General features: G+C 60.0%; 9 protein-coding genes and 1 pseudogene. 1 reads left to right on the forward strand and 9 read right to left on the reverse strand.

The annotated features are described in order from the left end of the window. Nucleotides 1-30: 30 nt before the first annotated feature. The 4 genes and pseudogenes from CKW29_RS00820 to CKW29_RS00835 all read right to left on the reverse strand — a co-directional run bounded on the left by CKW29_RS00820 (nucleotide 31) and on the right by CKW29_RS00835 (nucleotide 3900). A complete protein-coding gene (locus CKW29_RS00820; protein WP_095144188.1) occupies nucleotides 31-996 on the reverse strand; it encodes a ribose-phosphate pyrophosphokinase in 966 nt (321 codons plus the stop codon). Between the two features lie 114 nt (nucleotides 997-1110). Further along, complete coding sequence (locus CKW29_RS00825) at nucleotides 1111-1677, reverse strand: phosphoribosyltransferase family protein (protein WP_095144189.1); 567 nt, start codon at nucleotides 1675-1677, stop codon at nucleotides 1111-1113. Between the two features lie 180 nt (nucleotides 1678-1857). Then, nucleotides 1858-3224: pseudogene (locus CKW29_RS00830) on the reverse strand (erythromycin esterase family protein). A 268-nt stretch (nucleotides 3225-3492) separates the two neighbouring features. Continuing rightward, nucleotides 3493-3900, reverse strand: a complete 408-nt coding sequence (locus CKW29_RS00835) for a hypothetical protein (RefSeq protein ID WP_095144191.1) — start codon at nucleotides 3898-3900, stop codon at nucleotides 3493-3495. Nucleotides 3901-4966: 1066 nt separating this feature from the next. Between CKW29_RS00835 and CKW29_RS00845 the strand changes: the two genes are divergently transcribed. Next, nucleotides 4967-5425, forward strand: a complete 459-nt coding sequence (locus CKW29_RS00845; RefSeq protein ID WP_095147716.1) for a hemerythrin domain-containing protein — start codon at nucleotides 4967-4969, stop codon at nucleotides 5423-5425. Nucleotides 5426-5519: 94 nt separating this feature from the next. On the opposite strand, the gene CKW29_RS25350 is transcribed toward CKW29_RS00845, so the two are convergent. From CKW29_RS25350 to CKW29_RS00865, 5 genes are all read right to left on the reverse strand, one after another. Further along, nucleotides 5520-5879: a hypothetical protein gene (locus CKW29_RS25350; RefSeq protein WP_143496817.1), complete on the reverse strand. Its 360-nt coding sequence runs from the start codon at nucleotides 5877-5879 to the stop codon at nucleotides 5520-5522. Nucleotides 5880-6184: 305 nt separating this feature from the next. Then, nucleotides 6185-9280 carry an efflux RND transporter permease subunit gene (locus CKW29_RS00850; protein WP_095144195.1) on the reverse strand — a complete coding sequence of 1032 codons (3096 nt, stop codon included), beginning with the start codon at nucleotides 9278-9280 and terminating at the stop codon, nucleotides 6185-6187. After that, the gene (locus CKW29_RS00855) at nucleotides 9277-10389 is read right to left on the reverse strand and encodes an efflux RND transporter periplasmic adaptor subunit (RefSeq protein ID WP_095144196.1); all 1113 of its coding nucleotides are present in this window, start codon (nucleotides 10387-10389) and stop codon (nucleotides 9277-9279) included. Before CKW29_RS00855 ends, CKW29_RS00850 begins: the two co-directional genes overlap by 4 nt. Nucleotides 10390-10419: 30 nt before the next feature. Continuing rightward, nucleotides 10420-11943, reverse strand: a complete 1524-nt coding sequence (locus tag CKW29_RS00860; RefSeq protein WP_095147717.1) for an efflux transporter outer membrane subunit — start codon at nucleotides 11941-11943, stop codon at nucleotides 10420-10422. Between the two features lie 117 nt (nucleotides 11944-12060). Then, nucleotides 12061-12276: a hypothetical protein gene (locus CKW29_RS00865; RefSeq protein WP_095144198.1), complete on the reverse strand. Its 216-nt coding sequence runs from the start codon at nucleotides 12274-12276 to the stop codon at nucleotides 12061-12063. Between the last annotated feature and the right edge of the window lie 108 nt (nucleotides 12277-12384).

The following is a 12384-nucleotide window of genomic DNA, read 5'->3' on the forward strand; positions in this document are numbered from 1 at the left end:
TGCATTCGCGTGGATAGGGCCGTTCCACCATCAAGCGCGATCAAAGGCACCATTCTCTGCGAGCAAGGCGGCCACCAGGGTTGTGCTGTCGAGTATGTGCAAGTGCTGTGTCACACATTCGGCGGACAGCCGCAACGGAGGCACGCTGTCAGAGATCGCAATGTGTGCAAAAAGTGGTCTGTCGAACAGACGGCTGCCAGCGGTAAACAAACCATGGGTGGCGGCTGCGAACAACCGAACGGCCCCTGCTTTTTGACAGGCAAGGCCGGCATGCTTCAGCGTTTCGCCTGTGCTGATCAGGTCGTCGAAAATGATGGCTGTCTTACCCTGCACTTTACCGGCCAGGAGAGTGCCAGTAAGCGTGGCCTGATCACGGTGTTTTTCCATCAGGGCACTGCCCACCGAACGTCCCAGTTGCAGCTCCAGAGCCTGACGAAACTGCTCGGCTCGCTTGGCGCCACCGGAGTCCGGTGAAACCGAAACCACCTCGTCGTCGCCGACAAGTCTGGCGAAATGTTGGGCGAACAGTTCTGTGCACTGCACGTTCCACGCCGGAATGCGAAAGGCGTTGTTAAACGCTGCCGGATTGTGCACCTCCAAGGCAATCAGACGGTCTACGCCGCAGGCTTCGATCATGGCCGCCAGGTAGCGAGTGATCGTTGGGTCCTGAGGCTGGGTGCGCCTATCCTTTCGTCCGTAGCAGAGGTAGGGCGTCACTACCTGCACATGGCGAGCGCCGGCATCCTTGAGTGCCGCGCAAAAAAACAGCAGGCGACACAGCTTATCGTTTGCGCTCTGCCGGCCATCCCCATACAAAGAATGGAACACCACGACCTCGCGACCGTTAACTGACTCCAGCGGTCGGCATTTATGCTCGCCGTCTTCGTAGTCGCGCTCCTCATGAACCGCCAGTTGGCAGCCAAGCCGCTGCGCGATGCGGACTGCATAGTGTTCACTGCCTTGCAGAGCAAAAAGAAGTGGGCGTTCAGTGAACATGCACGGGCTCCTTTGAGGCGTTTATCGAACACGCCTCTACGTGTACATCAGACCATTTGCAGCGTTGCCGTTATCACGTCAGAAGTCCCCTGCAACCCTGGGTCAGTTGCACCGTCATCGGGCGGCGCCATGACGCAATACATCAATGCAAAACTCCATTTCGAAGGGGGGCACGTTGCATTCGACGATGTCATTAGCGCCAACTTGCAGATGCACGCCGACAATGTCGGCATGGATCGGCTGCTGGCAGACATGCCGGTCGACCAATACCGCAGTGTAGACCCGACGGGCACCCAGTTGCGCCAGATACGCACAGGTGCGCAGGAGCGAGTGGCCTTCAAACAGGACATCATCGACAATCAGCAGGGTGGTACTGGCGAGGTCAAGTTCGCCCAAAAGAGGGTTTTCGGTCAACTCCGTGTGGGCATGCAGCACCCTGAGGTCATCGGCATAGCGCTTGACCTTCAGGGGGTAAAGAGGCAGTTCTGGCTGGCCGGCCTGACGTGACAGATGCTGTTGTAAACGCTGTGCCAAAGGCTCACCGCGGCGTTGGATGCCAATCAGTGCCGCTTGAGAGGGCGGCAACAGTGTTGCGGCTTGGCGCGCCATCGCTCGCAGCACCCCCTCGAGTTCATCGCTGTCGTACAGGCGCAACCGCTGGCTCGCAAGCAGGCTAGGCATGGCAGTCTCCTGTCTAGAACCTATGAGTCATCATGACGCAAGTGACTGTGCTGTCCTGTTTTGTCAACGTAACCCAGTCGGCCTTGATCCGTTTGATATTGATCAACTGCGGTGAAATGAAATTTGAAACCCTTTAGGTACGTTGCCGAGTCACTGGCCAGGCTGGGGCATTGGTGTGCCTCACACACCAAACGGAAAGGTTTCGTCTTCCGGTTCCAGTTCCTGGTTTTTCGGCAATGCCAGTGCCGTCACCGGTTGTGTTTGCTCGATCCAGATCATGGCATCAAATTGTTCGGTCAGTACCGCCTCGAAGTAGTGACTGCTACGCTCGCTCTCGGGGCGATAAATCACACCGATGGCTCGCTCCAGCAACGGTCTGGAAAGGACTCGACGCAGTTCTTTTCGCTGCGGGTCGCGCCAGTCGGTCAATGACGCGGGGACGCCGGCCTTGAGGAACTGATGCTCCCAACTGTCTGGACGAGAAGGTCGGATGTCCTTGATGAGCATCTCGCCATCCCAATCATCCGCCGCTGCCACCTGGCCACGGTCGGTACTCATACCGATCAGAACGACATCGCGCCCATAGGCGCTACGGCACAATTGACCGATATTGAACTGCCCCTTCCAGCCCATTTCCGTGGCGGCCGCATTGCCGATATGGGCGTTGTGTGCCCAGACCACGGCCTTGGATAGAGGGCCCCGGTGCTCAAGCAGTGCGTGTAATGTGTCGAACATGTGCCGGTCACGCAGGTTCCAGGAGGCGGTCGAGCCTCGATAAATCGCTCGGTAGTACTGTTCCGCCGCCTGCACCACCCGGGCGTTTTGCGCTGCATTGAAGAACGCTTCGTCGTCCCGGATGAGCCCGGCCAGTTGCTCGGCCAGCATGACGTTGAGCTGTTCGACCACCGCATGCTCACAGGGCATCAGGCCGCCGCGTTCGACAAAGTGGCCGTACAGGGCAGGATCATCCTGCCAAGGGGTCAGGCAGCCATAGCGCCGCCGAGCTTCGTGGGCCAACTGCGGGTCGATCCGGTCCAGATAACTCAGAACCTCGTGAATGGAGTTGCGCAAGCTGTAAACGTCCAGACCGCGGAACTCGACACGACGTTCAGGAGCGTGCCGGTGGTTGTACCGATGCAGCCAGTGGACGAATGCTCTTACCTCGGTGTTGCGCCACATCCAGGTCGGGAACCGACTGAAGATGTGGCGCTTCCAGGCTGACGGCGCCAACCCACGGGCATACTTATCGACATGGCCTGCATCTGGCCAGTCGGCTTCAACCGCCACGATATTGAACCCGTGCTGCTCAATCAGCCGTTGGGTGATCGCCGCCCGGTTCGATAGAAGTCGCTGGTGCCGTGGCTAGCCTCACCGATCATCACCACGCGTGCATCCGCGTAGCGATCGAACATTTCACCCAAGGCGGACGAGTCCAGTTCCGGCAGGGGCTCAGCGTATTGACGCAAGAGTGGTGCGATGGCGGCCGGGTCAATGTGGGGGGGCGAGCCATACAGTTTATCCAGCATGTCTTGGGAAGGGGGGCTCATGACTGTTGTACCCGTAAGGACGGATTGCTCGACGCGCAGCATCTCGTCGACTGTCAGGGGGGGCACGGACGGAGGGCGTTTCAATTGACATCGCGGGCCTGTGCCGCCTCATCTTTCATTTCTACGCCCGCATGCTGTCGACCGTTTGAGTTTTATCAATATGGATACTCATGGGTTGAGCCCTTAACAACACACATCAGTCAGGTGCGGTCTGCGTTAATCCAATCAGTACCAGTGCTATGTAATGTGCAGCAGCTCTACTGCACATTTACTTTTTCATTGGCATTTCCATCATGGACGACTGCTGCTCCATCATCTGCATCATCATGTCCATCATCCCTTTACCTGCGCCGTCCTTAGTTCCAGACATGCCCATACAGCCCATTGCGCTCTGCTCCTTACTCATCATGGCCATGCTGTCCTTCATCGCTTTCATGCCTTCTTGCATGGCGGCCTGGCGCTCAGCGGGAGTTGTAGCCGCTGCCGCTTTGTCATGTGCAGCCTGCATTTTTTGCATTTGCTCGGTCATGGCTTTAGCCATGGGCGTGGACGTTGGGGCCGTGCTTTCGGTTGCGTCGCCTGGTGCGTCGGCTGGGTGATGCGTATCCTCGGCGGAGGCGATGAGTGCACTGCTAGCCAAGATGGCCGCAAGCATGAATTTAGAATGCTTATGCATGATGAACTCCTGAGATTGTGAGGGGCTAAGCAGGAATGACTGAGTCGCGAAAAAGCGGCGCAGCAAGACAGAGCGACCAGTGCCCGGACACTCTGAAGCAGGGGTTAATTGTTGAAACGGACGAAAATCAAGCGGGCAGGGCCTTCCGGCGGGGCGGGGCGCTTCAGTATGAGAACAGCGAGAGAGGATTTTTCCTCGGGGTTGAGCACCATTATTACTGCCGCAGTTAACAGCAAAAGGACGGTCCAGTAGATGGGATCTAATGCTGGAGTCTGTGATGCAGGTTTTATCGCCGTAGCAGTGTTCTCACAATTTTGAAGGCACCCACTGGTGTGGAGAGCATGACCCTCCACCACATACTGCTCGGCATTGTGTGGCGCGACTATGTTGTGATTCGATTGCACCAAACAACCCTGGATTGCCATCATGGCCACAGCTAACACCCAAACCATAAGGGTAAGGTGCAATAGGCTTCGGCGGTGACGACGGAACCAGAACATGACGTACAACCTCGACTTGTTACGTCGTATTGATGTTCAGTGTAGCCAGCAAAGCAACGGCGAGGTTGATCAAAATCAAACTAATGGATGGCGCGATGATCGAGGTCTAGGTTCGCCTTGAGCATGCTCGCAGCCTCGGGCCGTTTGATCAGTTCGCCTGCTCGCCCTGACCGGAGGGCCGACTGCCACCCTCTTTTCCGCGTTTTAGGTTGTAATCCAACACCTTGGCGATAGCCGATCCCTCAGGCACAAGCTGCCTCTGTGCGAACATCCAGATATGAATCGCATCGATGATGGGCGTTTTTCCTTCCGTATTCGCTGGCAGACATCCGGTAGATCAAATAGTGCAATGAACATTGATTTGATATTTCAATTTTTTCCAAGGGTGGAAAATTTCCTGGGGTGAGCGCTTTGTGCTCGCCTATACTGAAAAGGTTAAATAGTGCTGTCGAGTGTGTTTGGTACGGTATCGAAAATTTGAAATTTAAAGATATGGGTATCCATGCAGGTTACGGGTTAAATAATATGATTTCTGTGATGGTTTGGTGTTGTGACGAGGGTTTGATATGAATGTCTTGTTGAAAGAACTTCAGGCTTATCATCATGAAGTGGCTATCAAAATCACTCAGATAAAGGAGTTGCTGAGGAAGCTGAGGCATGAATCCGATGGTGCTGATGACTGCAAACTGTTGTTCAAGATGCTTGAAGCTTTGCATGGTGACGCAGAGCGACACCACCATGAAAATGAAGAACTTATTCGGCTGGCCTTGCTAACGACCGAGGCACCGATCCACCAACGGGTCAAGGATATCGAGCGAGATCATCAGGCATTTGGGCGGATTGCAGGACAACTGAAGAGGCTGGAGAACACGACTCAGGAAACGAGAGTGATTGCTGACACTATCGAAGACTTCATCAAAAAATATTACGATCATATGGACGCTGAGGAAAACATTTTCTTTCCGGTGGCAGACAAGTGGCTGTCAGACAACCAGTGGCAGGAAATAAAGCGTCAATGGCATTAGTTGGAGCTCACCGTGCACCTTCAATAGTTAGTTGCTACTAAATACTCGACCTCACTAAGTAATTACGTGGATGCCCAGTAATTTTCGCCGAATTTCATTGACTCACCGGGGGGGCATATATCGACTGATCCTCATTGCAAGCTCCTTCGCTTTGGCGCCTGTGCATCCAATGCAGCGCCTGATCGAACACCGACCATAGCAGTGATCGCCGGTGCCGATCTGACAATCCACCGCAGCCATTGAGCGCCGTGATTAATGGCGTCTTTTCCTGCGGCGAGGGCAGGGGAGAGAGTCGCAGGTGGATCCACCAGTTGCCCATGGTATCTCTTCGTAGGTATCCCATCGCAGACCGCCAGTTTTCCCGGCCGACCAGGTCGGAAACCCGAAGGTACATCGCGGACATCGTTGCCACCACAAACAGAGTGCATTCATGAGCCGGCTCTTCGTCGGCCATCTATTCCGCCGTGTCAATGATGAAACACCACTGCATCTCAGTGAGCGATCGAGACGCAACGTGCGCTTTGCGTCTGTGACCGAAGCTTTGGATTTGACGCTACCTGAAGAAGGTCGAAACGCTTTGTGGATTGCAGTCTGTCGCCAGCAACTCCTTTGACCATCAGCATTTCCTGTGAACCGCGAGGGGGCGAAAGAGCGTAACGTTCGCAGAACCTCGCGACTGACCTCGGTTGTTTTCAGAAACGGCGCTGAGCAAGCCTTTCTAATCGCGGTGAGGTCGGGAGCACAACGCCACGGCACTCATCACTCAGAAGCGAGCGCGGTATCCCCCCTCAACGGCTGGGTGCCAGCGGTCGTCTGGCGACCCACCTTGAACCACGCGGCGTATAACGCCGGGACGAAGAAAATCGTCAGCAGCGTCGCCACGGTCAGGCCGCCCATGATCGCTATTGCCATCGGCCCCCAGAACACACTGCGCGTTAGCGGGATCATGGCGAGGACGGTCGCCAGCGCCGTCAGCATCACCGGACGAGCCCGGTGAATGGCAGCATCCAGAACAGCATTCCACGGGTCGCGCCCTTCGGCGATCTCGATCTGCACTTGATCGATCAGGATCACCGCGTTCCGCATGATCATGCCACCCAGTGCGATGATGCCCAGGATCGCGACGAAACCCAGCGGCGACTGGAACACTAGCAGTGCCGGCACCACACCGATCAGGCCCAGCGGTGCAGTCAGCATCACCATCCACATGCGGGAAAAGTTCTGCAGTTGCAGCATAAGCAGCAGCAGGATGGTGATCAGCATCAGAGGGGCCACCGCGAGCAGCGCCTTGTTCGCCTTGTCACTTTCCTCCACCGCACCGCCCACGTCGATGCGGTAACCGGTCGGCAGCTTCGCTTCGATATCCTTAAGCAACGGCTGGATCTCCTGTGTCACCGATACACCTTGCTCGCCATCCTTCACGTCGGCACGCACCGTGATCGCCATATCGCGGTTGCGGCGCCACAGCACCGGCTCTTCCAGCTCAGAGCGCACCTGTGCGACTTGCGACAGCGGCACCACCGTACCCTGGCGTGTGTAGAGGTTGATGTCTTTCAGTGTGTCGAGGCTCAAGCGCTCCTCAGGCACGGCACGGGCCACGATGTCGATCAGGTCCTCGCGCTCACGCAGCTGCGACAGGGTTGCGCCGTTCATCACGGCCTGGGTCGCTAGCGACACGTCGGTCGGCGTGAGGCCAAGCGCGCTCGCCTTGTCCTGATCGAGCTCCACTTTCAGCGTGCGCACCGGGTCGTTCCAGTCGAGCTGGAGGTCGCGCACCTTCGGGTTGGACGCAACCACTTTCTCCACGTCGCGGGCGATCTGGCGCACCACCTGAGTATCGGGGCCTACGACGCGGAACTGCACCGGGTAGCCGACAGGCGGCCCCAACTCGAGCCGGGTCACGCGCACCCATGCCTGCGGAAATTGTTGGTCAGCCGAGGTCATCAGCTGCTCACGTACTCGCTCGCGTGCATCCAGGTCCTTGGTCATCACAACGAACTGGGCAAAGCCCGGATTCGGCAGCTCGGGGTTGAGCGAGAGATAGAAGCGCGGTGCGCCGGCGCCGGTGTAGGCGGTATAGAAACGCACGTCCTTGTCCTTCGCCAGGATCTCCTCCATGCGCTTGACCTGCTCGGTCGTCGCGGCGAACGAGGCGCCTTCCTTGACGCGCAGGTCAATAACCAGTTCAGGACGCGAACTGTTGGGGAAGAATTGCTGCGGCACTAGCTTGATACAGGCCAGAGCAAGCGCCAGAGCGCCAAACGTCGCACCGATGACCGCCCAGCGATGCTCGATGGCCGCGTCGATCAGGCGGCGCAGACTGCGGTAGAACTTCGTGTCGTACAAATCACTGTGCTGGTGCTTGCCCAAGTCGTTGGGCAGCATCTTGACCGCCAGGTACGGCGTGAAAATGCCGGAACAGATCCACGAGAACAGCACCGCGGTGCCGACGATCCAGAAAATGCCACCCGCGTACTCGCCGGTGGTGGACTTCGAGAGGCCGATCGGCAGGAAGCCCACGACGGTGATCAGCGCGCCGGTCAGGCGCGGCATCGCGGTGGACTGATAGGAGAAGGCGGCCGCCTTCACGCGGTCCATGCCGGTTTCCATCTTCGCCACCATCATCTCGATGGCGATGATGGCGTCATCCACCAGCAGTCCCAACGCGATAATCAGCGAGCCGAGCGAGATGCGCTCGAGGTTCCAGCCCATCGCCAGCATCACCAGCGCCACGCCGCCCAGCACCAGCGGCACCGTGGTCGCGACCACCAGGCCGGCTCGCCAGCCCAGGCTGGCCAGGCTCACCGCGATTACAATGATCAGCGCCTCGGCCAGCGCGCGCCCGAAGTCCAGGATGGCGTCCTTCACCGTGGTTGGCTGGTCGGCCACGAGCTCCAGCTCTACACCATGCGCAAGTTCCGACTGGATCTTGGCGACTGCCGTGTCCATCGCCTTGCCAAGGTCCACGATGTTGCCGTCGCTGGTCATCGTGATGCCGAGCATTAGCACTGGCTGGCCGTTGTGGCGCACCGTGTAGGTCGGCGGATCCTCAAAGCCACGGGTAACGGTCGCAATGTCGCCGAGCTTGATCAGCCGGCCACCCGCGGTGATGGGTACGTTGCGGATAGCCTCTTCGCTGGCGAACTGGCCGCTTACGCGCACCATGACGCGGTCGCCGCGGGTGTCGATCTGGCCTGCGGGCAACAGGGCGTTCTGGCTCTTGAGGCTTTCGGCGATGGCTAACGGTGTAATGCCCAGCGCTGCCAGGCGTTCGTGCGAGAACTCGACGTAGACACGCTTGGCCTGCTTGCCGATGACATCGATCTTCTTGACCATCGGCACCTTCAGCATCTGGCGCTTGATGTCCTCGGCCGCGTCCGACAGGTCGGCGTGGCCGACGCCGTCGCCCTTGACCGCGTACATCAGACCGTACACGTCGCCGTACTCGTCGTTCAGGATCGGGCCGATCACGCCGTCAGGCATCTCGAGGCTCAGGTCGTTGAGTTTCTTGCGCGCCTGGTACCAGGCCTCGCGCTGGTCAGCCTTGGAGGTGCCGCCGCGCACGGTGAGCGTCATGCCAGCGTAGCCTTGCCGCGCGTAGGTGACCACTTTCTCGAAGTTGTCGATCTGCTCGAATTTCTTCTCCATGCGGTTGAGGACCTGGTCCTGCAACTGCTGGGCGGTGGCGCCCGGCCAGATGACCATGGCGGTCATGGAGGGCACGGAAAAGTTCGGATCCTCGAGTTGACCGAGCCTGGTGAAGCTGAAGGCGCCGGCCACCGCGACGAGGATGAGCACGAACAGGACAATGGCGCGATGGCGCAGCGCCCAGTCGGTGAGGTTGAGATTGTTCATCGGGCGGCCTGCTGCGTGGTGTTCGCGTCAACAATCGCCGCGCCGGGAAGCGCGACCTTCAATCCGGACGTCATCTTCTGGATCCCGGCGGTGACGACCAATGCGCCAGCCTGCGGCCCGGAAACGAGCACCTCGTCGCTGCGGTAGCCCCAAACTGCCACACGCTCCAGTTCGACGATACCTACCGGATCCTTGCCCACAGGCGTGACTACCCAAAGCGCCGGCTGGCCACCGCTTTGGGTCAGTGCCGTAGCCGGCACCGCCGCCACCGAGACACTTGTCATCACGCGCCTGGCCATTACAGTGGCGGTGGCGCCCAGCGGCAGCGCCTGCATTGGCTTAAGTCGCGCGCGATAGGTGCGCGTCTGCGCCGCAGCCTGCGGCGACAGCTCGCGCAGCGTGACATCGAAGGTCTCGTTCGGCGCACTGGTCAGCGAGGCCTTGAACTGCGCGTCCTTGAAGACGGACAACTGATCCTCGGGCACGTCGATGACGATCTCGGATTCATCCGGATTCGCAACCGAGACAACCGATTGGCCCTCCGCCACGACCTGCCCGGCCTCAAAGCTCACAGCCGTGATGACGCCGCTACGCGAGGCGCGCAGCACCGTGTACTTGAGCCGGTTGCGCGCGAGCTCGAGCTTTCGCGCCTCAGCCTCGGCGTTCGCATGCGCGGTCTGAGCATTTGTGTGCGCGCGCTCGGCGTCGGCCGCACTGACCGAGCCGTCAGCCTTCAACGCAGTCAGGCGCTGGCGGTCCGAGTCGGCCTGACGCGTCTGCTCGACGGCAACCGTCCACTGTTGTCGCGACGCTTGCTCAGCGAGTCGGTAGTCGCTGTCATCCAGCACAGCCAGTATGCTGCCTTCGCGCACAAACTGGCCGACATCAACGTTGCGCTGGACTATCTTGCCGCCCACGCGAAAGGCCTGGTCGACTTCATGTCGCGACTGTACGGTGCCCACGTAGCGACTGATGTCGCGGGCATTGTCGTAGCTGATTTCAACGGTTCGCACCGGTCGTGGTGCCTGCACGGTTGGCTGGTCGGGGCTACACGCGGACAGCATGACGGCTACGGCCAAGGCGCCGGCCGCAGTAAGGGAGGTTTTCAAGACGGTTCCTCTTTGAAAAACGGCAGTTGCTTAGGAAAGTGGTGGCCGGTCGGCTTGGCTGGCTTGGCTGGCTGCGGTGTGGGTAGCGGGTTGTTCGAACACCTGCCAGCCTCCTCCCAGTGCCTTGTAGAGCTGCACGCTATCGAGCAGCAGTCGGGTGTTGCTGTCGTTGGCGCTCAGGCGCACCGCCAGGCGCGCCCGTTGCGCGTCCAGCAGCGGCAACAGGTCGATCTGCCCTCTATCGTAGAGCGACTGCGCGTGGCTCAGCGCAGCCTCCGCGGACTCGGCGGCCGACTGCAGCGACTGGGCGCGCTGACGCTCTTGCGTCTGCGTGACGAGGGCGTTCTCCACGTCCTCGAGCGCGCGCACAATGCCGTCCTCGACGCGCAGTAGCGCCTCACGCTGGCCGCTCTCGGCGACCTCGTTGATCGCGCGCGTGCGCCCGGCGTTGAAGATCGGCATCGCGAGCAGACCGGCCACGTTGGTGAAGCGGGCGGCACCGAGATCCAGACCATTCAGCTCAAGGCCCTGGCGGCCGTAGGATGCACCGAGGAACAGCCGCGGAAACCACTCGGCCGCGGCTTGTTTACGGCGCGCATTGGCGGCATCGAGCTGCGCCATCAGCGCCAATACATCAGGCCGACGTTGCAGCAAGGTGGCGGGCTGCCCCTGGCGAGCCTCGGGTGCAACCACGTTGATAGGGGAGGGCTGGATACTCGCGGCGTTAAAAGCCTGGTCACCGATCAAGACTGCGATGCGGTGCCGCGCCACAGCCGCCAGGGTTTCCAACGGAGGGATCTGCGCACGCGCCGATGCGGCATCGGTCTGTGCGCGCTCGACGTCGAAGGAGGTTGCCAGCCCTACACGGTGGCGTGCATTAACCAGGCGCAGTGTCTCGTCCTGAGCCGTCGAGATCTCGCGTAATGTTTCGGCCTGGCGCAGCGCGCCGACCAGCGTGAAGTAGTTGCTGGCGATGTCGCTCATCACCAGCAGACGCACGCCGCGTACGCCGTCCTCCGCAGCCAATGCCTCGGCCTCGGCCGCTGCCGCTCCAGCGCGCAGGCGTCCGCTCAGGTCGAGTTCCCACGAGACGTCCAGACCCGCGCCGACGGTCTTGGTGTCTGGAACTCCCTGCTTCTTGGCAGTGTCGTAGCCGCTGCTACGGTCGGAGCCGAAGGCGGACATTCCGACACTCGGAAAGAGCCAGGAGTTACTGATCGTCTCACCGGCGCGAGCGGTGCGCACGCGCTCGGCGGCGATCTTGACATCACGGTTCTCGCGCATCGCGCGGCGCACCAGATCCGTCAACACCGGGTCGTTGAAAGTCTTCCACCACGCAGCTTCGGGTTCCATCTCGGAGGTCGTGCTCGCGGCGAACTTGGCCGGCAGGTCTACCGACGGCTTGACGACCTCCGTGGAGCAACCAGTCAAGACCATGGCGATAGACGCGGCGAGTGCCGCACCAACGACGACGCCGAGCAGGCGTTCGGCATGTTGCAGGGGCGCCTGCCCGGCGTAGCGGATCAGCGGATGGGGAGTTGGAAGTCGCGGCATCGGATTGGACTCGTGTAGATTCGAGGTGGCATCAGCGTAGGGCCCGGGGTGCGCGAAGTGGTCAGCGAAGGGTCGCCGTTCGGTCGCCATATCGAGCGCTCGTTCGTGGTGGAGGCGTCACTCGCCGACGGCATCGGCCGTGTGCTCGCCGGCTGCCAACGCGAGGTCCGAGGCAATCGACTCCAGCAGCTCTTCGGCTGACGAAAACTCGCGCTGTCGTCCGGTGACCAGGTTTTCGAGGCGGCCCACCAGGGCCTCCGGCGCGGCGTCGCTACGCAGCTTCACTACGTACGAGCGGCGGCTCGGGTATTTGGATTCAGGGTTCAGGATCATCGCAGGCCAGGGGGGGCAGGAAAGTTCGACGACAGCGTAAGCGGTTCCCTGGGGCGAGTCGTAAGCGAAAGGTCAGACTTCGGTCGGGACAGTAACCCTTACCGCAGA

It is taken from the genome of Pseudomonas sp. Irchel s3a18 (assembly GCF_900187535.1).
Lineage (GTDB): Bacteria > Pseudomonadota > Gammaproteobacteria > Pseudomonadales > Pseudomonadaceae > Aquipseudomonas.

What these genes read in the sequence shown, in the direction of transcription:
- CKW29_RS00825 (WP_095144189.1), bottom strand. Translation starts at nt 1,677, where the DNA reads ATGCCTAGCCTGCTTGCGAGCCAGCGGTTGCGCCTGTACGACAGCGAT.
- CKW29_RS00845 (WP_095147716.1), top strand. Translation starts at nt 4,967, where the DNA reads ATGAATGTCTTGTTGAAAGAACTTCAGGCTTATCATCATGAAGTGGCT.
- CKW29_RS25350 (WP_143496817.1), bottom strand. Translation starts at nt 5,879, where the DNA reads ATGGCCGACGAAGAGCCGGCTCATGAATGCACTCTGTTTGTGGTGGCA.
- CKW29_RS00860 (WP_095147717.1), bottom strand. Translation starts at nt 11,943, where the DNA reads ATGCCGCGACTTCCAACTCCCCATCCGCTGATCCGCTACGCCGGGCAG.
- CKW29_RS00820 (WP_095144188.1), bottom strand. Translation starts at nt 996, where the DNA reads ATGTTCACTGAACGCCCACTTCTTTTTGCTCTGCAAGGCAGTGAACAC.
- CKW29_RS00865 (WP_095144198.1), bottom strand. Translation starts at nt 12,276, where the DNA reads ATGATCCTGAACCCTGAATCCAAATACCCGAGCCGCCGCTCGTACGTA.
- CKW29_RS00850 (WP_095144195.1), bottom strand. Translation starts at nt 9,280, where the DNA reads ATGAACAATCTCAACCTCACCGACTGGGCGCTGCGCCATCGCGCCATT.
- CKW29_RS00835 (WP_095144191.1), bottom strand. Translation starts at nt 3,900, where the DNA reads ATGCATAAGCATTCTAAATTCATGCTTGCGGCCATCTTGGCTAGCAGT.